The organism is Halococcus salifodinae DSM 8989 (assembly GCF_000336935.1).
Lineage (GTDB): Archaea > Halobacteriota > Halobacteria > Halobacteriales > Halococcaceae > Halococcus > Halococcus salifodinae.
The window spans coordinates 1-24928 of the sequence record NZ_AOME01000024.1 but is presented as its reverse complement, the minus strand read 5'-3'; the positions used below and the strand labels follow the sequence as shown (position 1 = coordinate 24928).

Genomic DNA, 24928 nt, shown 5'->3' with positions numbered 1-24928 from the left:
GTGAGCGAAACCGTCGAAGTCTCACGGCGGACGTTCATGACGGGCGCGGCCGCCGTCGCGCTCTCCGCGAGCGCTGGTGCCCAAACTGTGAGCGCGGAGGCGAATCGAGAGTCGGCGGGGCTGGGTCAAACAGCGGGAAGCCGCTTCGACAGGCATGGCTCGCCCTCACGAAAGGCCGAACGTGCGTGGGCTGAGGCCGAATACACGCACTACCAGCAGCGGATGGGTGACGGGCCGACTCAGCAAGCCGGTGCCGGCGGCAACACCAGCGGTGGCTCGGGATCGGGATCGCCCACGTCGCCGAGCTTCGACCGCGTGCTCGATGCGGTGAAAGACGTTGGCTGTGACCCGTCGGGCGGGAGGTCGATCCACGAGGACATTGATGGGTCGGCGATGCAGGATGGGACGCTCATCGTGTTTCCACCGGGGAAATATCTGCTCTCGGGACAGTTTCAGGCGAGCGTGGATGGCACATTTGGGATGGTCGGCGCTGGCTACGAACAGGCCAGCAGCCCGCCAAAGCCCGGCAAGAACGCTGCCATGATCGTTGCAGCGGGTGGTTCACGGACGCGCATCAACTTCCGGGCGAGCACCGGGTTGTTCGCGAACTTCGTGATGGATCAGCGAAGCTCGAAGAGCAGCACGGGCATCGTGATCGGATCAAGCGGGTTCGTTCAAGGGCGTGACATTCGGTTCGTCGGCGTACAGGACAACACAGGTGAGGGGGTGTCGGATAGCCTCGCAATCTCGCCGTGTGCGCTCCAGGCTGAGGAGGGAGCAACCGCCCGCGCCGAGCGGGTCGTCGGCCAGTATGTCGGACTGCCGGGCGACAAAAACTCAGGTGGAGCGCCGATGTTCTGGGTTGGAAGCGGCAATAGCGGGACAGCACAGATCGGTCACTGCGTCTCGCAAGGAGCGGCCGACAACGGTGTGTACGGCGGTCGGACATCGGGGAACGTCCAGATCAAAGGCGGACAATGGGTCAACAACGAGGTGAGCCAGCTGCGGTTTTCGGGCACTGGGAGCTGGGCTGACGGCGTGACGCTCGTCATCGACAAGGATCGCTACAAAGGCCCGACGAGTGGCGGCGGATTCAATGAAGTGTTCTCGACGAACGGGGTGAAAATCGAGCGTGGCGACAACGGCTATGCGAAAGCCGGTGGCGCGGTCCTTCGGAACGCCGACATCCGTGTTGGCTCGGTCGGGAGTAAGGGAATCGGTGCGCCGGTCCTCGTCCGCGGGAGTGGCGGCGCGCTGAAAATCGAGAACTGCCGGATCGTCAACAATCTCGATCAACCATCGGTTAGTGCTGAGGGTCCCGGTGATGGGTACAGCGGGCACACGTCACCGCCACCGCACAACATCACAATCGCTCATTCGGTCTTCAGCGGGGCACAGACGGGTACGATCGTGCAGGTCAGCGGCCGGGAGAACTCGTTGGTCACAAAGACGTGTTTCACAGTTCCCGGTTCCTCGCCGGAGAGCGTCAGCGGCATGAAAATCGGGAGCGGTGTCGGCTTCGGGGAGCAGTGTACGGCCGGCGGGCTGAAAGCCCCACAGAAGGTCGGCAGCAGTGGAAATCTGAGTTCGCTGCCTGCTCCGAGCTACAACGGCACCGCTGGTGTTGGCGCTGGCCGCCGTCGCCGCAAACAGGGGGTGCTGAAGAAGATTATCGGTGGAGTGTTCGGCGGGTTCCTCCTGATACTGTTCCTCCTCCTCGGGGCGATCGTGCTGATCGTGGTGGGGGTACTGGCGGGGTTCGGAGCGCTCGCGGCTCTCCTCGGCGGTGATTGATACGGGTATATGCACTGTCACACAACCAGAACGAAACCGAACTACTCCATGACTGACCAATCCTCGACGAATTGACGACAGTTCCTTGCGGCGAGCACGACGGCCGGACTCGCGCTGCTGGCCGGCTGCGGGAGCACGACTGGAAGTAACAACAGCAGGAACGCAACGCCAATCAGTTCGCTGGCCGATTCACAACGCCAGTTCTTGTCGTCTCCCACACCTTGCTCGCTCGGTGCTCTTATCAACTCGAAACGGGACAGATCACAATCCACGTTCAACGTTTCTCTGAGCAGTTCTCCGAGTTTCTTGTGCAGCACTCGCTACGACCTGCTCGCTTCTCAAGCTCGCTGAACTAAACACTGCCTTCGTGTGACAGCGGTAAAGTCGCTGGAATTGGCGGTTTGACGCAACGAGACCTTGATTTTCTTTAATGCATCAAAAAGACTTGTCCTTCTCCAGAGTATAGTTCTAACACTATGAGAAAAGACGAATCGATCCAGGTTCACGCGCTGCTCCGCGCCATGAAACAGCACGTAGAGATCGAGTACGGGATTGACGCAGAGGCGTTCGAGGAGTACGACGAGCTGGTAGTGCAGCCGGAGCACGTCTTCGCGAAGAAAGGGAAACACCAGGAAGCGTTGATGCTGCTGGCCGAGAAGATTGCTGACGCACTCGCCAAGAGCGGCAGTTACAGTTCGGACGAGGATAAAGAGAAGCGCGAACCGATCCCGGCGTAGTACCGTTACGAGGCGTTCTCCGGTTTCGATCCCTCTACAGCGATTACCTCGAACTCCTCGGGGCCACAGGTACAGCGTTCATTGCCCATCATGTACGCTCCTTTCTTTGTCACGCCTGCAACGAAAATGGTACCACACTCGCTACACCTTGCTGGCCGTGTCCGGATGTCCCTCCCCCGTTTATCCATAGAATTTCAAACAGGCACTACTCTGTTAATTTGATGTCTAGTTTTTCAGACACAGATGTGAAAAATACTGGCGACTACACCGGAAAGTCTCGACCATTCTCTTCCTCGGACCTGGCCGGAGCGGTGAGTATCGAATTCGTTATAGCCGTTCCGGGCTACTCAGGAGAGATTTGGCCGACTATGACAGGTGCTTCCCAAGCTTCGTGGCACGGGACGGACACCGACGACGTACGCCGCCACCGAAACTGATCGCCTGCTCGGCAGCGGTATCTTTACAGACCCCGGCATGGTGTGTGCTACTATGACACGGCCCGATGTCGAAACCGATGATCCGGAATCGGAGACCGAAGCAGTGGGGACACTGCCGAAACCGGGGGTCTACTGTGGCACGGAGTAGTTCGCCAACGCTGCCATCGCGCTGCCTGAGCTGTGGGTTCGAAGCCGCTCCCGGCAGTGGTGAGTGGGACTCAGTTGATTCTCCTCCGCTGGGAACGATGACGCAGTGTCCCGACTGCGGGAGCACGAACGTGATGAACCGGGAATAATCGATAGCGTCGTCGGTGAAGGCTACAGACTAGTTTGCCGTGTTCGGTGCAGCCTGCCAGATCTTGTACTATACTCGTCAGTCGGCGGTTCAGAACTTCTATCCCCGCCAGAGAGCGGGTGACGATCTCTACCCCTGATCCTGTTCTCGGTCCCGTTTCTGCGGACTGGATGTCTCCCAAGACGACTGATTCGTGGCCGGTGAAGTGCCAGCAGATTCACTTTCACTCCTCTTCCCGGATGTTTTTGGGTGCTAGTCGCCAACCGCAGGCGTCTCCCATCGAACACACATGGAGGCAGGACGATTCCAACGCATGCCCGATCTCCGTTCGCACGCCGAAGACATCCACGACCAGTTCGCCGACCAGACCGATCTCACCGTCGACGAGGTCGAAGATCGCCTCGACACGCTCGTCAACGACTATCAGGTCCCCATCGACGAAGCTCGCCGGAGCGTCACCAGCACCTACTACGACGAGGTGGACGTCGATCAGGACTCGTTGGACGACGCCAACGAACACCGTGAGCTCGACTCGATCCAGACCGCCGAAGAGTGGATCGACATTACCGCGAAGGTGGTCGAGCTGTGGGAGCCACGCAGCGATGCGATCGGCCAGGTCGGCCTGCTGGGCGATACCAGTGGACGGATCAAGTTCACCGCGTGGGCGAAATCCGACCTCGACACGCTCGAAGAAGGCGAGGTCTACCATCTCGGGAACGTCGTCACTGACGAGTACGAGGGCCAGTTCTCGGTCAAACTCAATCGCACGACGACGATCGAGCACACCGACGAAGAGATCGAAGTCGGCGACAACACCACCGAGATCGAGGGCGCGCTGGTCGACATGCAAAGCGGGAGTGGATTGATCAAGCGATGTCCCGACGACGACTGCACGCGCGTGCTCCAGAACGGACGGTGTTCCGAACACGGCGAGGTCGAAGGCGAGTTCGACCTTCGCGTGAAGGGCGTGATCGACGACGGGCGCGAGGTCCACGAGACGATCTTCAACCAGGAGATGACTGAAGAGCTTGCAGGAATTTCGCTTGACGAGGCGAAAGAACGCGCGATGGACGCACTGGATACGAGCGTGGTTGCGGACGATATCAGCGAGAAAATCCTCGGGAAGTACTATCGGATCGAGGGGCCAACCCTCGGTCGGTACGTCCTCGCCAACGAGTTCGAGCAACTGGGGCCGCACACGGATGCTGAGAACGTGCTGATCAGAGCGAGGTCGCTGTAGATGAGCGCGAATGGAAATGGCGCTGACGATGGCGATGGGGATGCGAGCTCGTCCGGTGGCTCAACTGCGAGTACCGGGCGGGAGGTTGCCCGCCGGCTGTTTGCACGGGAGTTCAACGACGCGACCTATATGTTCAAAGAGTCCGACGACGAACTCGCGCCGAACTACACGCTGTTGCCGACGGGCGAGCGGGCGAATCGGTTGTTCTTCGTGGGGACGCTCACCGAGACCGAAGATGTCGGGTCGGACTCGGAATACTGGAAGGGTCGCGTGGTCGATCCGACAGGCACGTTTTACGCGTACGCTGGTCAGTATCAACCCGAGGCGGCAAACTCACTCCGGGAGATCGAGACGCCGGCGTACGTCGCGGTCGTGGGCAAACCCCGGAGCTACGAGACCGATGAGGGTGATACCAACGTGGCAGTCCGCCCCGAATCGATTAATCGGGTCGAAGAGACAGCTCGGGACCGGTGGGTAGTCGAGACCGCCGAGAAGACGATCGAGCGGCTCCAGGGCTTCGATGCTGAGACCAACGAGTACGCCCAGATGGCTCGCGAGGAGTATGGGGGGTCGATCAGCGTCTATCGGGAGAGCGCGATTGCGGCGCTGGAAAGTCTCGACACGACGGACGAACCTGCCGACGAAGACGTGACTGAAGCGTCGTCCGAGTCCGGAGCGGACCGCACCTGATATCCTCGCCGGATGGTAATTCGATGAAGGGATTCACACAGCTGCGAGCGGTGTTCACACGCGGTGATCGGGGAGAGCCGCCTGCATACGAGTGTCTGGAGTGTGGAGCCTGTTTCAGGGTCCAACGGCAGGTATGTCCCGAGTGTGGCGGCTATTCGATTGAGCGGACGGACTGGAGCTAACAGGAGTTGGTCGGTGGGTTCGACACTCATTGTCTGTGTCCCAGCGGAATCCCTGGCTCATACCGGGTTAGCGTGGACGAACGACTTCTCGGCAGCCAGGACATTCGGCGAACGCAGCCGATTCGTCTGCGCGTTCATACTCGATCAGGACCAACCCTGCAGGGATCCCCGTCTCGCAAGACGGGCAGGTGCCAAAACTGGAATTCTGTGTGGTCATGGGTCGATTTGAATTTCTGGGACCCGAAGAGATCCGGAGCGTGTGACGGTCCCGGGCACTCTCCCTCTGGAGGGCGAATCACCCTCGTTCTGGATACCGTCGGAGATTTGCATATACGCTTGCCAAGCATAGTGGAAGTAGAATCTCACAGCACGCTGAGGTAGTTCGGATGATTTACTTCGTGGTTCGGGCATTTCCCAGTGGGTGCACCCTATCTCCCGAGGTTTAAGATGGCCATCTCCATAGACCAGTTCTGGGAGTGACACTGGTTGATTTCCTTCACCGAATGCACCGGCGGAGAATTGCTCTTGATGAGTAATCCACACTCTCTCGCGATCAGCGGACTGTTGGTCGAGGAACCCCACATCTCTTCATTGGGACACGCCATCGCTCAAAAATGACCCGCGAAGATACTGTCGACGATCCGGTAGCGACACTCGAAACTCAGAACGTGGTCGCCTCATCGGGGATCGGCCAGGAAATCGATCTGGAATCGGTTGCGATGGATCTCACAGGCGCGGACTTCGACCCAGGACAGTTTCCGGGATTGATCTACCGACCAGACGATGCAAAAGCGACGTGTCTAATTTTCCGGTCAGGGGCGATCACGTGTACGGGAGCGCAAAGCATCGAGGAGGTTCAGGAGACAGTCCATACGGCCGTGGGTGCACTGGTAGAGCTCGGGATCGATGTTGAGGCACCTGACGTAACGGTCCAAAATATCGTGTCAGGTGCCGACCTCGGCGAGACATTGAATCTGAATGCAATTGCGATCGGGCTGGGGCTCGAAAGTGTCGAATACGAGCCCGAGCAGTTTCCTGGTCTCGTCTATCGGCTCGACGACCCCGATGTGGTCGCACTCCTGTTCGGATCGGGGAAAATGGTGATTACGGGGGCGAAGATTCACGACGAAGCCGAAGCAGCCTTGGAAGAGATCATCAGACGTCTGAATGATCTTGGGTTGGTGGGGTAACATTCACTCGGTCGTCGCGGGTCACTGTGTTTTCCTTGAGAATCATGGAGAGGTATAGGGGGTTAGCACTGATTCTCAGAGTTTCTCACATCACAGGTTGTCGACGTGTTGAAATCGGCGTGCAAGATACAGGGCGCATATTCAGCACCCTTGGCTGATGACGAACTCTGTGGCTACGGGATCAATAGTTGTTGTATATTAACAGTTATCTTTCTGAATCTTTTTGTCTCAAGGAAATTACAATAGGTGTAATCAGATATACAGTTAATAGCACTCTAATCACTGCGCCGCTAATCACTTTCACCGTGGTTGGCTGTCACTTAATGGCGCACGCGGGTGTGCTTCTGAGTATGTTCGGTTCTTCCGGAGATGACCTCGCGGTCCGTGACTACGTCTACCTCGATCCCGGAACACTCGACAGCTGGTATGCCTCCCTACACGGATGGATTCCGGAATCCCGCCAGCAAGGCAACGAGACGAACGTCGACGGTCAGGCCAGCGCCGGAGCGAAGGGGGAGGCAGCACTCCCGCTTCTTGAGTGGCTCGGAAAGCTCGGCTTGGAGGGCAACCTCGGCGGGTCCGTCTCAGCGCAGCGCATGACCGAGACCACAGACCGGGTCATCGACCAGGGCCTGCACACCCAGCTGCGGAACGACCTAGATGAGAAAGGCCTGATCAAGTCCGTGGATGATGATCTGGAGGCCGGTGACGTCGTCGAGGTGACCGGGACGGGAATGACCGATCCCCTGTATCGCCAGCTGTTCGCGATCAAGCGCCTCGTGGCCATTCAAGAATTGGAGGAGATATCCCAGCGTCTCGAAACGCTTGAGGATGACCAGGGCGGCGATGAGGGCCGGCCCGACCTCGGTGGCGGCCGAGAGGGCGTAGAAGATCCCCGCGACCGGATGCAGCAGGAAGACCCGATGGGGATGATGGGCGGGGACGATCCGTTCGGCCTGCAGGGGGAGAATTCGTTTGCCGATATGCTGGGTGTCGGTCAGAACCCGGGGCTGGACCGTGTCGGCACGTCCGCGAGCGATGTTATCAGTGAGGACCTCGATGAAGCGCTCAACGTGATTTACGGGGAGAACACGTGTCTGCTGTTGGATCTTGACCAGGACAAGACGAAGGGCGCTGATGGCACCTTCACGCAGTGCGGGATGTTGCTGGCGGATAATCACATCCAGACAGAGCCTAACGAGTTCTTAGCCGTGAAAGAGTACACGGCGCTCGGCCGGGTTGTGGAGATCTCGGAGGATGGTGAGTGGGATTATGCCGAGGTACTGCGGGTGGCTGATACGGTGATGAGTAGGGACGAGATGGAGGAGTTCCGCAGCGACTTCGAAGATAGTATTGATGGTGCGAACAGTTCGGAGGGGTTGAACATCGATGCAGATCTCTTCTCCTCGGACGAGCCCTTAATCGCGATCAAGCCGGTCGCCGTCTATTGGTAGCGAGGTACGAACGTTCGTACCTCTCTTGCTATAAATAGGCGGGGGTTTCCGAGGCCTCCATTTGAAATCGGTGAGGGCCTCGTCCATCTATGAACGAGCGGGAGCGGGAAGATACCATTAAGAAATACGAAAACGGCATCGAGCTTCGGGTGTCGTGCTGCATACACCCTCTGAATCTTGCACGGCGCTTCTGACAGCCGCCGGTGAGTATGCAATCTAACGTATAGATTTGATTACTAATCCCTCCAGCAGAAATGCGTGTTACTCGCGCTTAGAGAGCTAAGGACGAGTAACTACGAGCAGGAGACTCAAAACGGTCAATTCCGAACCGAGCGCACACGGACACCCGAGGGAGTTCCAAGGGGTAGCTCCAGGTCAGGGTTCGGAATTTCGCGCGTTTAGCGCGCGTTCGACACCGTGTTGGGCGGTACGAAGCGTCCCGACGAGACTGGTGATATCCGTCAAAACAGGATAGGTCACTGGCAGTGACTCGTAGAGATACTGTGTGAACTCGTGATCGATGTGGTGAGTGCTGGGAATCCGCTGTTTTTGGAGGGTGGCTTGGCGGTCGGCGGCGAGCTGATCACATTCTTGCTGGCGTGCGTGGATGCACTCTCGCGCGGTCGCGAGTTCCTCACCAGTCCATGTGTGGAATGACTGAGCGGAGAGGACGTCATCGAGATCAGCACCAAGGCGGGTGAGGTTCTCGTTGGTAGCTTCGAGAGCGGTGCGTTCGTTGTTGAGACCCTGTAAGAGGGCGTGTCGACTCTCTCGGGCTTGGTGAGTAGCGTCGATGAGTCGGTCTCGGAGGTGGGGCGTAAGCTGATCGTTAGTGAGTACCGCGGCAGCAACCTCGGGGCTGAATTCCCCAGTGAGACTCTCGAGAAGCGAGTCGTCGTACTCCTCGTCGTAGTGAGGCACGCTCATGACGGAGTCACGGTATGCGCCACGAACACGCGCGAGTGGGGATTTGGTGCGCGTTGCTGTCTCGGGAGCAACCAGTGTCTGTGCGGGTGCCTGCTGGGCATGGTCTGGGTGCAGATCGACCGATGAGACATCGAAATCGGCGACACAGTCGGCGAATCTGGCGAATGCATCGCGTTCAGTGATAGTGCGCTCGTGGTCAGTTTCGACGACTGGTGTTGCGGACCGCACATGGGTCGGGACGAAGCATGTCGCCATTATTTCGGTGTACGCGAAGAGATCTTATAGGTCTGTTTGCCGAAGGACCCCTCTGGAAGAGACGCCCCGCTACGGACGTGAGCTCGGGGACCTCTCGTTAAACCGGGTGAATCGGCCGAAGAGAGAGCGGGACGTTAGGGTACGTGTGAGACTGTTTCGATACGCTGTCGACTAGGATGCCAGAGAACCCGGCCTTGGATGGCGAAGGTGACGGGAAATTCCCGCCCGACCGAAACGACCATGCCTATGACTATCGAGACGTGAGTGGGCGAGGGTGGCCGAGTCTGGCCAAAGGCGGTGGACTTAAGATCCGCTCCCGTAGGGGTTCGCGGGTTCGAATCCTACCCCTCGCATTCCGTTCAGTAGGGGTTCCGATGGCCATCCCCGAGTAGTGGATGCTGGTTTTCTGGAATTATCCAATAGCTCAATTTCTCTTCGGGAGACGGTTTCAGGGCCCCTGAGCGCAGGGGCTGCTGTTGGACCACAGAGACCCGTAGTCGATTACCGTTCAGCAACAGGTTGTGGAGTGTAGAGTTGTGAACGCGGTTCGTGTGGATTGACCCGCTTATTGATGATATCTGCGTCGGTGAGCTTGTTGAGCGCGTATCGTGCGGTTCGGGGCGGGAGAAGTGTTTCTTCGTGTATCTCCTGGGTGGTGAGTGGGTGGTCGTTCTGGAGAACGACGAACACGAGCTTAGCGCTGGGTGAGAGGCTCATCAATCGGTCGAACCGCTGTTGTTCAACTGACTCGGAGAACGCGGTCACTGGTAGTGGGCATACCGGTAGAACGTCGACATGCGACCGTGGTAAAGCCTTCCATCCAACAGAGCGTCCTGCTTTCCAACTCAATGACGTGATCGCGCAGATCGACAAAGAACGCCCCCTCACCAGGAGGGAGAGCCTTGTTCCCGAGGAGTAAGAGCGGCAGAAAGCCGAGCGATTGGTGTTCGAGCGCCTCCACAACTGCGCGAGGTCGACAGGGCAAACATTTATAATAAAACTTCTCAAAGACTATATTGCCGGGTGTGGTATCGGTCACTGTACCATGGTGCTATCCGTTCCACACCTGGCTTTTGAATCCGTAGCTTCTAGTACTCCGTTTACTGACTGTCCTCCGGTACAATTATCTAAGGAATGATTAGGCGGGTCGTCGATCAGTAATATGATTTAATTACTTCTGTTGCATTCTTCGATCTCGGTTCGCTTGATAGGTGAGTGCTTGAGGAACCTCTGTCAAACCGAGATAGGTTAACGGTGTCATTCTGACCACAAGAAAATATTTACTTATACCCCTCGCAGTATTGCTACTAATCATGCTATTCTCTCACTCACAGGTCTCGGCGAACGGTATTGACATCCACTACGTCCGAGAAGGCGCTGGCCACCCTCTTGTCTTCCTCCACGGCTGGCCGGAGTTCTGGCGGACGTGGCGAAAGAACCTAACGACTCTTTCGGAGACCTACGATGTCGTCGCGCCCGACCTCCGCGGATTCGGTGCGACCGAGAAGCCGGATCTACCGGCGAAAGAAGGGTACACTGTCGGGGACCACGTCGCAGACCTACAAGCGTTGACGACGGCGCTGGATATCGAGAAGTTTGGACTCGTCAGCCACGACCTTGGTGCACTCATCGCCCAGCAGTTCGCGCGGGAGTACCCGAAATCGGTGACAGGGCTGTTCTTCTTCGACTGTCCGTATCCCGGCATCGGCGACCGGTGGCTTCGCGCCGAATGGATCGGCGAGATATGGTACCAGTCGTTCAACCAGCAGCCGTGGGCCGCCGCCCTTGTTGGTTCGTCCCGCGAGTCGTGTGCGACGTATATCGGGCATTTCCTCACTCACTGGGCCGACGACCCGGAGGCGTTCGACCGAGAGGATCATGAAGCCTGGATTGACAACTTCCTACGTGAGGGGAATCTCCAAGGCGGTTTCAACTGGTACGTGGCGGCGGACGAAGCCCGGAAACGACTAATGCGCGAGGGAGCGCCGTCCTTGCCGACGATAGACGTACCCACCCGCGTCCTCTGGGGAAAACTCGATCCCGTCCTCAGAGTCGAGTGGGCAGACCGATTGGACGAGTATTTTTCGAACTGTAAGTTCGACAGCCTTCCGCATGCGGGGCACTTCGCGCACTACGAACGTCCCGAGCGCGCGAACAGCGCGATACGCGCGTTCTTCTCGGAGGTGGTGTAAGTCCTGGCCGTCTGATTGGCGGTTGGCGAGTCACGACGCGCTACAAACGCCTGCCTGGCGTCGAGAGAAGTGTTCGCCAGTCAAGTAAGTCCGAACGAGCGGGGGAGCGCAAGCACGATGTCTGGAACGAGGATCAGCGCTAGCGCAATGAGGATTAGCGGTATGTAGAACGGAGCGACCCCCCGGACAATCTGTTCAAGTTTCCTGTCGGTCACCCGTTCAAGCGAGAATAGTGCAATACCAAACGGTGGCGTGATGATGCCTATCATCAGGACAACCATCATTATAATCCCGAAGGAAAGAGGATTTATTCCAATATCTGGAAAAATGGGGATGAGAATGGGCACCATGACAGTGATGATGGCGAGCGTCTCCATGAATGTTCCCAGCAACAGGAGGATTACCGCGAGGATTAGGATGACAACTGTCGGGTCGCTCGATACCGTTAGCAGTAGCCCTGCTATGAGGTCAGGGACGCCTGAGAGGACCAGCAGATAGCCATAGAGGTTCGCAATGCCGATGATGAACAGCAGAACAGCTGTGTCAAGGAATGTCTTCTGAGTGGTCTTGTAGAGCGACGAAAAACTCAGACTTCGATAGTAGAAGAACCCGACCGCCAGCGCGTAGATTGTCGCGACGATAGCAGCCTCAGTTGGCGTGAACATTCCCGTCAGGATTCCCCCCACGATGATTACAGGCGTAATGAGAGCGGGAATCGAACGGAGGAACGTTCGACCGAGCCGTCCAAGATCGTACGATTGAACGGTGCCGATGTCTTCACCACGGAAACTCAGGATAAGTACCATCCCCATCAGACTGAGCCCCATCAGCAGACCTGGAACCACCCCTGCGATAAACAAGGCACCGATAGAAACGTTCGCGAGAACGCCGTAGACAATGATGGGGATGCTCGGGGGGATGATTGGGCCGATGGTTGAGGAGGCGCCTGTGATGCCCGCGGCGAAGTTTTCGTCGTACCCCCGGTCCACCATCGAGCGATACTCGATGACGCCAAGACCGGCGGCATCGGCGACGGCCGAGCCGCTCATCCCGGAGAATATCATACTGACGACGACGTTGACGTGTCCTAGTCCGCCTGGAACGGGTCCGACGAGTTCCTCGGCGAAGTCGAAGATGTCCTCGGTCATCCCAACCTCGTTCATTATGCGTCCCGCGAGCAGGAAGAACGGGACGGCGATGAGGATAAAGCTGTTCAACCCCGTGTAGAAACGCTGGGCGACGATTTGCACATTAAACCCGGGACCGAACGGCAACAGCATAATCACTACCGACGAGATGCCGATGGCGAACGCGACGTGTACTCCCAGCAGATAGAGGGATAGGAGGACAACTAGGAAGGCCAGCGCCAGTAGTATCTCGCCGCTCATCGACGAGCCTCCGTGCTGGCCTCTGAGGTTTCCGTCTCCTCATGATTCGGTGTCCGATACTCCCGCCAGAGGCCCCGCGTGTCATTGGTGGTGTAGACCGCCGTCAGGAGAAACATCACGACCATGACGAGGTTGACGTACCCGTAGTTCAGCCACCTGACCGTCGGCAGCGGGTTGCCTAGCGTTCGCCTGGAGACGACGAACGACGAGTAGGCGATGAAGAGACAGAACACCGTGATGAGGACGTTCGTCACCATGAATAGAACTGTCTGGTAATTCCCGGAAAAGGACTTCAGCAAGGGTCGGATGGAGATGTGGTCGTTCGTTCGCATCGCGTAAGGGATGCCGACGATGGTGAGGAGGACGAGACTGTAGCGAGCGATTTCGCCGGTCCAGAGGAGGTCGGGAAGGAAGTCGAGCGGACGTGAGGCGACCCGGAGGGTTACTGTGACGCCGATGACGGCGACGAGCGCGACGCCAACGATCTCCAGCATCGTGTGAACCTTCTCAAGGATGTTATGTGATGTCAATGGTTGTGGTGGACTCGCGGTCGGTAAGTTATACCAGGCTCTGTACGTCGTCGTAGCTTGTGTTCCAGTTCTCCTCGAATAGACGTCTGATCTCCGGGGCGGCGGTCTCTTGGAACGCCTGCTGGTCAACCTCATCGGCGGGAATAACCGTAGTATCGTGCTCCTCCTGGACCATCTGCGTCAGGTCCTCGAACTCGCTCTGGATGGTCTCGTACCCCCAGTTGACCGCGTCGTCGACGGCCGTATTGAACGTCTCCTTCTCGCTGTCCGAGAGCCCGTCCCAGAACGACGTGCTGACGACCTGCGGGTACGCCTGAATCATGTGCCCGGTCTTCGAAAAGTGCGACTGGACCTCGTAGAGGCTGAAATCGACGAACTGACCGATCGGGCCCTCCGACGCCTCGACAACGCCGGTCTGTAGACCGGAGTACAGTTCGTCGGCTTGGACGGGTGTGACATCGACGCCGATGGTCTTCCAAGGGGCGATCCACGAACTGATCTCCGGCATCCGCATTGGGACACCCTGGAGATCCTTTGGTGACTTGACCGGCTTGTTCGACGTGGTGTGACGGACGCCGCGGTACGCCGCTCGGATGACCCGCTGGCCTCCTTCCTCAGAGAGTACGCTATTCAGTCCATTCTCACCCTCCACGTACTCTTTCTCCATCGCCTGGAGGTGTTCCCAGCTCTGTGCAACAAACGGTGCCGAGAGGAACCCATAGCCGGAAGCGTATCGGTTGGTGAGGCCACCGTAGCTCGTGCTGTGGATGTCGACGTTCCCGCTCGCAGCGGCCTCCATCTGGTCCTCTTCTCCCCCGATGGAACCGGCGAGGAGGTCCAGGCTGTAGTCGCCCTCGGCGGTCTCGATGAAGTTGTTTACTCCCCGCTTGAGTATTCGTGCTTGGATATGATCCTGGTTGAACACCGTCGCAGCTCGGATAGTCCCTCCACCGCTACTGTTCCCTCCACCGCTACTGTTCCCTCCACCGCTACTGTTCCCTCCGCCGCTACTGTTCCCTCCGCCGCTACTGTTCCCTCCGCCGCTACTGCCCGTACAACCACTAAGTCCTACGAACCCTACCGCAGATAGTCCTACGCTGCCCTTTAGTACGTCTCGTCTGTTCACCATTGTTAACAACAGTCTACCCAAGCTGTGCATACTTATAATTATCGGAAAGTCCAGGAGGTCTGTACCAGATGTTGATTTGTCTGATTCGGTAGAACGAGAAGGAGTGTGATTAGTGGCAGTGGGTTCTATTGAATCCACCGACGGCAGCAGGTTGAGTCGTTAGAACGACAGCGTTGAAGCGAAAGAGGACCTTTTGCACAACTGGCTTCTTCCGCTTCGTCAAGCAAGCTGTCTCGATCGCACGAAAACTCACCGATGCAGCGCTGATGCAGATCCGCGATCCTGCCGGCAACTCCGTTGCCGGCTGGAAGCACGCCGTCCTGCACTTCCTCCGTGTTCATATGGAAGCGACGCTCAGCGAAGTTCTCGACTGGGCCGAAGAGATGGAGCGAATGCGAGCCCGGCTCGCACTCCAACGGGGCGAATTCATCGGTCCATCGGCGTTGTGCAAGTCTTTCGATCACGCACCGATGGCTGTCTGGCGAGAGCTGCTCCGACGAGAGTCGGAGCTGCTCGACCAGTCAGGCCACGCCGCCATCGACGCCACTTACTTCGACCGCCGGGAGGCGTCGAGCCACTATCTCAAGCGGTGTGACCGAGACGTCAGAACGATCCAGGCAACGTTTCTCGTCGATACCGCTCAGGGCGCGGTGATCGACGTTCACTGTAGTGCGAAGTGGCCAAACGGGACGAACGTCGGTCCGCAGGTCGCCCTGCGGAACGCGGGCGACCTGCTCAGTTTGGCCGCCGACAAGGGCTACGACGACATGAGCTTCCGCGAGGCTCTCTGGGCCGAAGGCGTCCGTTCGCTGATCAAACACCGTGTCTTCGCGCCCTACGATCACGCGCACAACGCGCGGATCGAGAGCGAACGCTATCATCAACGATCGATCTGCGAGTGCGTGAACTCGGTGATCAAGCGCTCGTACGGCTCCGCCGTCCGAGCGCGAGCGTGGTATCGCCAATTTCGTGAAATCTCGCTCACCGCTGCCGTCTACAACGTCGAACAGGCCCTCAAGTCGTGAATCCCCTCGCCTTCTGCGGATTCAATAGACCCGTGGCAGTGCAATCCCCCACCCCTGAAGATCTGAGATTTAACAGAGGATCACATCTCAATACTGCACCACCCCTCCGTGACGATGTACAAATGTTCTCCGATAAGCAGGATTTGACAAAGGGGTATCCCCAGCGGGAGACGCCCCCAAAGCGGCCAAAAATAAACGTGGTTATCGAATCTCGCGGCAAGAGCCTTGGTGGCGGCACTATTCGACTCTGGACACTCTATGCCAGTTTGCGTCACACTTAGTAGGCCACCGAAAAACAAAGCTAGCGATGCTAAACACATCGCGAAAGCTCGCTGATCGAGAGTCACCAGTCCGGGTCGGAGTCATCGGGGCGGGACTGTTCGGCAGCAACACCGTTGCCCAGATCGAGCGCGTGCCGGGGATGCGGACGGCAGCCATCGCGGACGTCAACGCTGAGAAGGCAGCCGAGACGTACCGCGCCGCTGGCGTCGACGAACGCACCGTCGTCACCGCTCAGACGCCTAGAGACGCTAACGAGGCCATTACCGCCGACGAACGAACGATCCTCGACGACGGTCTGGACCTAGTGCAGATGGACCTCGATGTCGTCGTCGAGGCGACCGGCATCCCGAACCTTGGTGCTCGCCATGCGTACGACGCCATCGTGAACGACACGCACGTCGTGATGGCGACGGTCGAGGCAGATTCCGTGGTCGGCCCGATTCTCACAGAACTGGCCGAACAGTGCGGCGTCGTCTATTCGATGGCGTACGGCGATCAACCCGCACTCATCGTCGAACTGTGCGACTGGGCCGAGAGCGTCGGTCTCGACATCGTGGCTGCGGGGAAAGGCAACGCGTACCTGGAGGAGTACCGGCACGGCACGCCCGACGACGTGTTCGACCGTCTTGACTTGGATGAGGCGTTCGTTGACTCCCACGACCTGAACGCACGGATGTACAACTCCTTCCTCGACGGGACGAAGGTCGCTGTCGAGATGTGTGCCGTTGCCAACGCGACGGGCCTGCGCCCGGACAGGACAGGGATGCACCTCCCGACCGCGGAGATACCTGAGATACCAAACCTCTTGCGCCCGAAGTCTGACGGCGGTCTGCTTGACGACATGGGCGTGGTCGAGACCGTGAGTTCGTTGCACCCCGACGGATCGAGCGTCACCCGCGACATCAGCTTCGGCGTCTTCGTTGTCACGACGACGCCGACCGAGCGTACCCGGGCCTACTTGGAGGAGAACGCTGGAACGGGGTTCTACGTCTCCGACGATGGCGATTACCAGGTTTTCTATCGCCCATACCACCTCCCTGGAGCGGAAACGACCATTAGCATCGCCAACGCCGTCCTGTACGACGAGCCGACCGGCGCGTCGTACCACCGAGTAGGCGAGGTGGTCGCGCGGGCGAAACAGCCACTCGAGCCTGGCGAGGATCTCGACGGCGGCGGCGGGTATACTATCTACGGCGTCCTCGAGGACGCCACGACTGTCGACGAGTCGGGCCACATTCCGTTCGAACTACTTGACGGCGCGACTGTGACGGAACCGGTCGATCGCGACGCGATACTCACCTACGACGATGTGGACGTAGAGACCGACTCGTTCATTTACCACCTGCGCCGACTACAGGACGACCGATGAGCGACCGAAGCCACCTGTTCGTCCCCGGCGATGACGAAGACGCGATCGAGTCAGCGAAGCAATCCGGCACGGACGCCATCATCGTCGATCTTGAAGATACCGTCCTGAAATCCGCGAAAGCGTCGGCACGCCATACCACCGTACGAACCGTCGAAGAGTGGTCGGCGGACGACCCAACGCTGTACGTCCGAGTCAACGGCCTCGACACCGAATTTGTGATGGCTGATGTTGAGGCCCTCATCGACTGTGCAGCCGTCCCTGAGGCGATTGTCGTCCCCGATGTCCGCAGCGCGACGGAGGTGCAGATAGTCACTGACAAACTCGATTCGGCATCGTCGGATATCGGTCTCGTCCCGCTCATCGAACGCCCCGAGGCCGTGTTCCGCGTCCACGAAATCGCGGGCGCGAGCGAGCGAACGATCATGCTCGCGTTCGGATCCGTTGACTTCCGGATGAACATCGGGATGTCGGCTCTCGACTCGAACGCAGACGTCTACCTCCCGCGCTACCTCATCTCGATGGCCGCCAGCGCGGTCGGCTGTCGCGCGCTCGACACCGTTTTCCTCGATAGAGAGAACGACGCCGGCCTCCGCGCGGAAACCAAGGAGGCCCGACAGATTGGGTTCGACGGCAAGATGGCCATTGCGGAGTCACAGATACCGAACGTCAACGAGGGGTTCGCGCCGACCGAACGCGAACTCGACCGGGCACGTCGCCTTGTAGACGCCTTCGAGGCGGCCGACGCCGGAGTCGTCTATTTCGAGGGGACGTTCGTTGACCGGCCCGTCGTTGAGGAACAGCGACGACTGCTCGATCACGGCGCGGAGTGAGCCGTCGCCCGCTGTCGGTCAGTCTCGACCTCCAGTTTTAAGCCTCCCGGCGGGAGTGTCAAAATATGAGTTCACAGACCACCGTCTCGGTCGTTGGTTCCGGAACAATGGGCGCGGGACTCGCGGTCCAGTTTGCGCGTCACGGCCACCCGGTGACGCTCGTAGACCACCGCCAGTCCAACCTCGACGACGCCATCGAGAGAATCGTCGACGCAGCCGAATTGCTTTCCAAGGAGTCGTGCGCCGAGACGACGGCCGAGGCGTTACTGGAGCGAATCGAGTTCACGTTGGACCGGGAGGCGGGCGTCTCGTCAGCCGAGCTCGTCGTTGAGTCCGTCTCGGAGGACCTCGCCGTGAAACGGGAGCTGTTCCGGTCCATCGGAGAAGCCGCTCCCGACACCGCAATACTGGCGTCGAACACCTCGGGGTTGCGCATCACCGACATCGCGGCCGGGGCGGAGCGGTACGCCGAGCGAATTGTCGGCTGCCACTGGTGGAACCCTCCATACATCATGCCGCTGGTCGAACTCGTCCCGGGCGAGGAGACGAGCGACGCGACGGTGGACGAACTGGAGAGTCTCGTCAAGTCGGTTGACCGGACGCCCATCCGGCTCCAACGGGACGCGGCGGGGTTCGTCTGGAACCGCATCCAGTTTGCGGTGCTCAGGGAGTGTATACACATCGTCGACGAAGGAATTGCGTCCGTCGAAGCGGTCGACGCCGCCGTCCGTGACGGGTACGCGCTGCGGACCGCCACCGTCGGCCCGTTCGAGACCGTCGACATCTCGGGAGTTGACTTGTTCGAGACTATCGGCGAGGAGTTGTACCCGGAACTCTCCGCGCGGCAGACGCCGAGCGAGCGGTTTGACGAGCTTCTGACGGCCGGGCGGGAGGGCGTCGACGCCGGCGCGGGGTTCTACGACTACGATGAGTCGCTGGAGACCGTCGTTCATCGCCGCGACCGGAAGATAGCGCGCCTCCGGAACGCCCTCGGCGCGACCGATGAACAGTGAGTTACGCCAGCCGGGATTCGACGTAGGAGGCGACGCGGAGCAACGTCCGCTCCTCGAACTCCCCGGCCAGGAGCTGTAGCCCGACCGGGAGGTCGTCGACGGTTCCGTTCGGGAGCGTGAGCGCCGGTGCGCGAGTGATGTTCGCCAGGCGCGTGTTCCGAGCGTAGTCGAAATCCGGGGATGGCGCGTCCGCGATACGCGGGGCCGTCTCGGGCATCGTCGGGAGTACCAGACAGTCGACGCCGTCGAGGGCGTCGTCAAGTTCGCGCGCGAGCAGATCGCGGGCCGCCTGCGCCCGCCCGTACCGCAGTCCGTAGTCGCGTTCGACGAGGGCGGCCCCGGCGAGCAGTTTGCTCTTGTACCACGTACTGAGCTTCCTCCCCAAGGCGCGCGATCGAGCCGCGAATGCCGCCTGGTAGCCGTCGTCAACGACGCTCGCTCGTCGGTACGGCACGCCACCGTCGCGCCACAGCGTCGCGAGTTCGGTGAGACTGAGGAGATTCTTGACGGCCTTCCCGGCCGAGAAGTGGTCGACGGACACCGACTCGACAGTGACGCCGTCGGCTTCGAGTTCGTCGATGGTCCCCAACGTGTGCTCGGCGACGACCGATGAGACGCCGTCACCAAACCCTTCTTTGAGGACGCCGACGGTCACGTTCTCGACGCTCTCCGCCTCGACCGCGCTCTCGTAGTCGCCGATCCGGTATCCCGCTCGTCCGGCCGCCTGTAGGCTCGCCGGATCGGCGTCGTCGGCCCCCGCCAGCACGTCGAGGATCCTCGCCGTCGTCGACACCGTTTCCGCGAACGTGCCGACGTGGTCGAGCGTGTACGTGTTCTCTCCGACACCCGTCAACGGGATCAGCCCATAGGACGGTTTCAGCCCCACAATGCCACAGAACGACGCCGGAATGCGGACCGATCCACCGGTGTCGGTCCCTAGGGCCACGTCGACGTCGTCGATGGCGACCGCGACCGCGCTCCCGCCGGACGACCCGCCGGCGGTCCGTTCGGGGTCGTGGGGGTTCCTGACCGGTCCATCGACGCCGGTGGTGCCGCTGGCGCTGCCGGCGAACTCGTCGAGCGCGAGCGTCGTCGTGATAGTGCCGCCTGCCTCCCGGAGGCGCTCGACGACCGTCGCGTCCGTTCGCGGAACGTATCCCGCCATCGTCGCCGAGCCACACTCCATGGGGAGGCCGCCGACGGCGATAATCTCCTTGAGACCGACCTCGATGCCCGACAGGTCGCCCGAGTGGTCCGTAGCAGGCGGGACATGACACCGTCGCGAGATGGCGTTGTAGGGGTTCGAGTCGGGGGGGCGCCAGCGACGCTCGCTCAGCGACACCGACCCGCTTGTCGGCAACTCGTCGACCGCGTCCAGTTCCTCGTGAAACGTCGCGACCGTCGCCCTGACTTCGGCCATCTCGCCGTCCTTGACCGGAAGTCCGATGGCGTCGCTCAACTCCTCAAGTTCGGCCGCCGAAAGGTCGTCCATGTCACTCCCACCCGCCCAGGGGCAAAAAAACACCCGGCGAGCGAGTGCGGCCGATGGCGGACGGTAATGGGTGGGGAGCGGCGATCGGGTGATAGTAACACTCATACCGATACCGATTGATCATCGATTCGTTGCCATGCAAACCACATCTATGGTGTTGACCGAGCCGGGACATCTCGAACCACGGACGTTCGAACTCCCCGAGCCGGTCACGGAGGGTGCGCTGCTCGAGGTCGAGATGACGTCCGTCTGTGGTACCGATGTCGGCCTCTATGCCGGGAAGTCCGCGATGGGGACCGCCCCAGTCGTCCTCGGCCACGAGGTCGTCGGTCGCGTTGTCGCCGGCGACGCGGAGACGCTCGATCGGTGGGGAGTCGCCGTCGGTGACCGGGTGGTCCCCGAACCGTACGTACCCTGTCGAGACTGTCAGAATTGCCTGAGCGGGAACTACCACATGTGTGATGAGGATCGGGCGTACGGTGTGACGATCCCCGCCGACAAGGCTCCGCACCTGTGGGGTGGCTACGGCGAGTACATGTTCCTCGACCCGAACTCACGCGTCCACGACGCCGGCGACGTGCCACCTCGCGCGGCCTGTCTCGGCACCGTCGTCGGGAACGGCGTCCGCTGGGTACTCCGGAAGGGCCAGGTCACCGCCGGCGACAGCGTCGCCGTCGTTGGTCCCGGTGCACAGGGGTTGGCGTCGACCGTCGTCGCCTCAGAGGTCGGGGCGAGGCCCATCTCGGCGTTCGGGTTGGAGGCCGACGCGACAAAGCTCTCACTCGCAGAGTCCATCGGCGCGACGCATACCGTCTTCGCCGACCGGGACGACGCGGTCGACCGGGCGCGTGATATCGTCGATGGGTTCGACGTGGTGGTCGTGGCTGCCCCGTCCTCGCCCGCGATCCAGCTCGGTATCGATGTCGTCCGCGAGCGGGGCACTGTTGTCCTCGTCGGAATGTCAGGCGAACCGGTGTCGGTCGACCTGGACCGAGTCGTCGTCGACGAGATTTCGCTGCTCGGCGGTCGCGGGCAGGCGCTCGATGTCGAGCGAGCCATGGGCATCCTCGAACGGAATGCGGAGTCCATCGGGCGAATCAACTCTCATGTCCTCTCCGTCGCGGACGCCGAGACGGCTATCAAGCGCCAATTACCGGGTGAGGCACACAACCCGGACCTCGTCCACGCGGCACTCGTTCCGGACGACCCTGGGGCGGTCGACTCCTGAGGAACCCGGACGAACCGCTGACCGCCACGCTGGGGATCACTCCCGTCCGCTGCGTCGTCCACTCCCAGCGGAGGCCGTACTTCACGTACATTTATTGTGTGGTGGGGTCTCGTAAGGCGTATCCCCACGTCACGACGCTGGGAGATCACTGATGATTCGTCCACTACGCGACCGTCATGCAGGCGGGCGGCCCGCCCGCCGCGCCTGGCGACCGACAGCGACACCGAGGCAGCGCCCGTCACCGACCCGTCGATCGCGACGGTCACGGAGGACCGGCTGATGGGCCGGGAGGTACTCCCCGGACTCCACTGGTTCTACGAACCCGGGCCGGACCGACTCGAGATGGTCACCGACGGCCGGAGTGCTCCGGACTGGTACGAACCAGGGTCGGCGGTGCGCATCCCGCAGTGTTCGTACCTGTTCGACGGCGAGCGGTCGTTGCTGTTCGACACGCTCTCGCCGGCTAGCCGCGAGCAGATACTCGCAGACCTCGACGACGCACTGGACGGTGGATCCCTCGACTACCTTGTCGTCTCGCACCCGGACGTCCCACACGCTGGGAACGCGTCGGCCATTCTCGACGAGTACGACGACATCACGCTCGTCGCACCGAGGTATGGGAACGCTCACGACCTCTACCACCTCGACGAGGCGATGCACATCGGCGAGGGCGACGAGATCGACCTCGGGAGGTTCACGGTCGCGTTCCACGAAGCGACGTTCCTCGACGCGCCCATCTCGTTGTGGATGACCGAGCGGACCCACGAGATGCTGCTCCCTGTCGACTGGATGGGCTTCCCCCACCACGATGCGGACCGACTGACCTGCGTCGACGAACTCGACTACGACCTCACCCTTGACCAGCTGGTGGAGTTCCACGGTCGCGTCCTGTTCTGGCACCAGTACGTCAACGTCGAGAAGGTCCAGCGCGAGATTCGACAGGTCGTCGAAACGTACGACCCAGAACTGGTCCTCCCGACGCACGGACTCGTCATCAGGGAACGCACAACGGAATACCTGGAACTGATGACCGATGTCGTTGCGGAGATCGAACGGCGAGACCGAGTCGGGGCGCTGGGGGGATAAGGGTGGTACGACGACTCACCTCAACGGTCGAATGGCTGTCAGTCTGTCACCCGGTCAAGGGCCATCACGAACATGTCTCAGTCTACCTCATCGAACACGACGGCTCGTACGTCCTCGTTGACTCGGGGTCATTCCACCACGAGGCGCAACTTCGGTCGGCCATCGAGACGACGACCGGCGGCGCGGGTCTCGACGCGATACTCTTATCACACTCCGACTATCCCCACTCCGCGAACGTCTCGACGTTCCGAGCAGAGTGGGACGATGTCGAACTGGTCGCGTCCTCGGGATCGCCGGCCATCCAGGGTCTCTCCAACGCCCGGCGCTGCGTCATCGGCGAGGAGCTCAATGTCCTCGGGCGGACATTCTCGTTCATCGATCCGCCGCTCGCCGACCGCTCGCACACAACGTGGATCCACGACGACGAGTCGAAGGTATTGTTCACCGCCGACGGCTTCGGGAACTACCACGACGACGAGTGTGACCTCCTTTCGCCGGAGTTCGACGACGGCATCCCGGTGGAGTCCGTCTACCGGTACCACGCCGAGAACCTCGTCTGGCTTCGGTACGTCGACCCCACCAAACTCCGCCAGGCGCTCGACAATATCTTCGACCGGTACGAGGTGTCAGCGGTTGCCCCCATCCACGGTAACCCGATACTGGGCGCGGACATCTCCGACTACCTCGACCGTCTCGAAGCGGCGGCGAATCGCATCACCGCCGAGTACGATGTCCCATCCGTCGACGCTGACGGGGACTGACGCTGGCGTCAAGGCGACGGTTATGTCGCCGTCGATACCGGGAAACGAACCGGCGCGGGTTTCAGAGCACGCCCGTCGTAAGAGTTAGCCCGAACCGAGTGTTTATTGCGGCGAGCCTGTTGCAATCGATAGATGAGTGTGAACAAAAGCGAGTTCGACAGGCAGACAGCACTAGTGACCGGCGGCGCCCAGGGGATCGGCCGCGGCATCGCGGAGACGCTCGCTTCGTACGGGTGTACCGTCGTCATCAACGACATCCAGCAAGCCCGTCTCGAGGAGACTGCCGCCGAACTGACCGACGTGAGGGGTGACGTGGTGGGACTTGAAGCGGACGTCTCCGATCCCGAAGAAGTCGAGGTGCTATTTGACGAAATCGAAGACCGGTTCGGCGGCCTCGATGTCCTCGTAAACAACGCGGCCATTATCGATCCAGCGGAGTATGACGAGATATCCCACGAGGGGTGGCGTCGGGTACTGTCGGTCAACCTCGACGGGGTCCACCACTGCTGTTCGATCGGTGCCCCCCTTATCGCTGGCTCGGGGGGCGGGTCCATCATCAACGTCTCCTCGATAGCCGGCAAGCGAATCAGCGTGCTTGCTGGGGCGCACTACACCACCTCGAAATGGGGCGTCATCGGCCTCACGAAACACGTCGCTGAGGAGTACGGACCACGGGACGTCAGGGTCAACGCCATCTGTCCCGGGCCGATCGAGACGGATACGATGAGCGGACTCAACACCAGCGACAGACACCAGTCGGTCGACAAGGGTGATATCCCGCTCCGACAGATGGGGGATCCGTCGGACATCGGGCGGGCCGTTATTGCACTCTCCTCCAACCTGATGTCGTTCGTCACCGGAACCACGCTTGTCGTCGACGGCGGGTACACCATCAGATGAGCGCCGTCGGCCCGACGACTCCAGGTTCGCTCGACCCACGGAGCGGGTCGTGGACACCGACGGGCCTAGCGGAACGCAAGAACTATTATCACAGGCGGTGGCCATCCGGTGGCAATGTCGTCACCTCCTACAGAGACGGATGTCCTAATTATCGGTGCTGGCCCCGGCGGCTACGCCGCCGCGATTCGAGCCGGACAATTGGGTCTGGACGTCACACTCGCCGACGCCGACGCGTTCGGCGGGGTCTGTCTAAACTACGGCTGTATCCCGTCGAAGGCGCTGCTCTCGGCGGCGGACATCGTCCACGACGCCGGCCACCGAGAGTCGATGGGGATCTACGCCGACCCCTACATCGACTGGGACGAACTGCTGGAGTGGCAGGCAGGCGTCGTCGCACGGCTCACAGACGGTGTGAAACAGCTCTGTACGAATGCGGGCGTCGAACTCGTCGATGGCCGCGTCCGGTTCGTCGACGAGCACCTCGGCGGCGACGTGGCCCTCC

23 protein-coding genes and 1 tRNA gene are annotated in these 24928 nt (G+C 60.4%); 17 read left to right on the top strand and 7 right to left on the bottom strand.

Annotation, left to right across the window (positions count from 1 at the left end; all coding sequences use genetic code 11):
* The 4 genes from C450_RS04815 to C450_RS04790 all read left to right on the top strand — a co-directional run bounded on the left by C450_RS04815 (window position 1) and on the right by C450_RS04790 (window position 5193).
* The gene (locus C450_RS04815) at window positions 1-1794 is read left to right on the top strand and encodes a hypothetical protein (RefSeq protein WP_005040760.1); all 1794 of its coding nucleotides are present in this window, start codon (window positions 1-3) and stop codon (window positions 1792-1794) included.
* A gap of 476 nt (window positions 1795-2270) precedes the next feature.
* Complete coding sequence (locus C450_RS04805; RefSeq protein WP_005040758.1) at window positions 2271-2531, top strand: UPF0058 family protein; 261 nt, start codon at window positions 2271-2273, stop codon at window positions 2529-2531.
* Between the two features lie 1045 nt (window positions 2532-3576).
* The gene (locus tag C450_RS04795; protein WP_005040755.1) at window positions 3577-4503 is read left to right on the top strand and encodes a hypothetical protein; all 927 of its coding nucleotides are present in this window, start codon (window positions 3577-3579) and stop codon (window positions 4501-4503) included.
* Window positions 4504-5193 carry an RPA family protein gene (locus C450_RS04790; protein WP_005040752.1) on the top strand — a complete coding sequence of 230 codons (690 nt, stop codon included), beginning with the start codon at window positions 4504-4506 and terminating at the stop codon, window positions 5191-5193. It abuts the gene before it with no gap.
* Between the two features lie 249 nt (window positions 5194-5442).
* On the opposite strand, the gene C450_RS23660 is transcribed toward C450_RS04790, so the two are convergent.
* Window positions 5443-5592: a DUF7837 family putative zinc-binding protein gene (locus C450_RS23660; protein WP_440717419.1), complete on the bottom strand. Its 150-nt coding sequence runs from the start codon at window positions 5590-5592 to the stop codon at window positions 5443-5445.
* A 397-nt stretch (window positions 5593-5989) separates the two neighbouring features.
* Between C450_RS23660 and C450_RS04785 the strand changes: the two genes are divergently transcribed.
* Both C450_RS04785 and C450_RS04780 read left to right on the top strand, forming a co-directional pair.
* Window positions 5990-6565, top strand: a complete 576-nt coding sequence (locus tag C450_RS04785) for a TATA-box-binding protein (protein WP_005040750.1) — start codon at window positions 5990-5992, stop codon at window positions 6563-6565.
* A gap of 350 nt (window positions 6566-6915) precedes the next feature.
* The gene (locus C450_RS04780; RefSeq protein WP_152424405.1) at window positions 6916-8019 is read left to right on the top strand and encodes a DUF6414 family protein; all 1104 of its coding nucleotides are present in this window, start codon (window positions 6916-6918) and stop codon (window positions 8017-8019) included.
* Window positions 8020-8394: 375 nt separating this feature from the next.
* Here C450_RS04780 and C450_RS04775 read toward each other — a convergent pair whose 3' ends face one another.
* Window positions 8395-9201, bottom strand: coding sequence for a DUF7260 family protein (locus C450_RS04775; RefSeq protein ID WP_005040746.1), 807 nt, complete (start codon window positions 9199-9201; stop codon window positions 8395-8397).
* Window positions 9202-9469: 268 nt separating this feature from the next.
* On the opposite strand from C450_RS04775, the gene C450_RS04770 reads away from it, so the two are divergent.
* A tRNA-Leu gene (locus C450_RS04770) sits at window positions 9470-9554 on the top strand.
* Between the two features lie 148 nt (window positions 9555-9702).
* Here the strand turns inward: C450_RS04770 and C450_RS04765 are convergent.
* Window positions 9703-9918 (bottom strand): MarR family transcriptional regulator, encoded by a 216-nt coding sequence (locus C450_RS04765; RefSeq protein ID WP_241430254.1) that lies wholly within the window; start codon window positions 9916-9918, stop codon window positions 9703-9705.
* Between the two features lie 596 nt (window positions 9919-10514).
* Here C450_RS04765 and C450_RS04760 point away from each other — a divergent pair.
* On the top strand, window positions 10515-11393 hold the full coding sequence (locus C450_RS04760; RefSeq protein ID WP_005040742.1) for an alpha/beta fold hydrolase: 879 nt from the start codon (window positions 10515-10517) through the stop codon (window positions 11391-11393).
* Between the two features lie 80 nt (window positions 11394-11473).
* Here C450_RS04760 and C450_RS04755 read toward each other — a convergent pair whose 3' ends face one another.
* The 3 genes from C450_RS04755 to C450_RS04745 all read right to left on the bottom strand — a co-directional run bounded on the left by C450_RS04755 (window position 11474) and on the right by C450_RS04745 (window position 14236).
* The gene (locus C450_RS04755; protein ID WP_005040741.1) at window positions 11474-12781 is read right to left on the bottom strand and encodes a TRAP transporter large permease; all 1308 of its coding nucleotides are present in this window, start codon (window positions 12779-12781) and stop codon (window positions 11474-11476) included.
* The gene (locus tag C450_RS04750) at window positions 12778-13275 is read right to left on the bottom strand and encodes a TRAP transporter small permease (RefSeq protein ID WP_005040739.1); all 498 of its coding nucleotides are present in this window, start codon (window positions 13273-13275) and stop codon (window positions 12778-12780) included. The genes C450_RS04755 and C450_RS04750 overlap by 4 nt, the downstream gene beginning before the upstream one ends.
* A 64-nt stretch (window positions 13276-13339) precedes the next feature.
* Window positions 13340-14236, bottom strand: coding sequence for a TRAP transporter substrate-binding protein (locus tag C450_RS04745; RefSeq protein ID WP_005040737.1), 897 nt, complete (start codon window positions 14234-14236; stop codon window positions 13340-13342).
* Window positions 14237-14613: 377 nt separating this feature from the next.
* Here C450_RS04745 and C450_RS04740 point away from each other — a divergent pair, with 377 nt between their 5' ends.
* From C450_RS04740 to C450_RS04725, 4 genes are all read left to right on the top strand, one after another.
* Window positions 14614-15465, top strand: coding sequence for an IS5 family transposase (locus C450_RS04740; protein WP_049909849.1), 852 nt, complete (start codon window positions 14614-14616; stop codon window positions 15463-15465).
* 307 nt (window positions 15466-15772) lie between these two features.
* Window positions 15773-17116 (top strand): NAD(P)H-dependent oxidoreductase, encoded by a 1344-nt coding sequence (locus tag C450_RS04735; protein WP_005040734.1) that lies wholly within the window; start codon window positions 15773-15775, stop codon window positions 17114-17116.
* Window positions 17113-17946: an HpcH/HpaI aldolase/citrate lyase family protein gene (locus tag C450_RS04730; RefSeq protein ID WP_005040732.1), complete on the top strand. Its 834-nt coding sequence runs from the start codon at window positions 17113-17115 to the stop codon at window positions 17944-17946. The genes C450_RS04735 and C450_RS04730 overlap by 4 nt, the downstream gene beginning before the upstream one ends.
* A 65-nt stretch (window positions 17947-18011) precedes the next feature.
* Window positions 18012-18959, top strand: coding sequence for a 3-hydroxyacyl-CoA dehydrogenase family protein (locus tag C450_RS04725; protein WP_049909848.1), 948 nt, complete (start codon window positions 18012-18014; stop codon window positions 18957-18959).
* A gap of 1 nt (window position 18960) precedes the next feature.
* Here C450_RS04725 and C450_RS04720 read toward each other — a convergent pair whose 3' ends face one another.
* Complete coding sequence (locus C450_RS04720) at window positions 18961-20451, bottom strand: amidase family protein (protein WP_005040729.1); 1491 nt, start codon at window positions 20449-20451, stop codon at window positions 18961-18963.
* Between the two features lie 136 nt (window positions 20452-20587).
* Between C450_RS04720 and C450_RS04715 the strand changes: the two genes are divergently transcribed.
* The 5 genes from C450_RS04715 to C450_RS04695 form a co-directional block, all read left to right on the top strand.
* On the top strand, window positions 20588-21679 hold the full coding sequence (locus tag C450_RS04715) for a zinc-dependent alcohol dehydrogenase (RefSeq protein WP_080510261.1): 1092 nt from the start codon (window positions 20588-20590) through the stop codon (window positions 21677-21679).
* A 279-nt stretch (window positions 21680-21958) separates the two neighbouring features.
* Entirely contained in the window at window positions 21959-22765 is an 807-nt protein-coding gene (locus C450_RS04710; RefSeq protein ID WP_005040726.1) for an MBL fold metallo-hydrolase, read from the top strand.
* A gap of 2 nt (window positions 22766-22767) precedes the next feature.
* Complete coding sequence (locus tag C450_RS04705) at window positions 22768-23526, top strand: MBL fold metallo-hydrolase (RefSeq protein WP_005040723.1); 759 nt, start codon at window positions 22768-22770, stop codon at window positions 23524-23526.
* Window positions 23527-23658: 132 nt separating this feature from the next.
* Entirely contained in the window at window positions 23659-24426 is a 768-nt protein-coding gene (locus tag C450_RS04700) for an SDR family NAD(P)-dependent oxidoreductase (RefSeq protein ID WP_005040720.1), read from the top strand.
* A gap of 114 nt (window positions 24427-24540) precedes the next feature.
* On the top strand, window positions 24541-24928 hold a 388-nt coding region (locus tag C450_RS04695), incomplete at its 3' end, for an FAD-dependent oxidoreductase (RefSeq protein WP_152424402.1).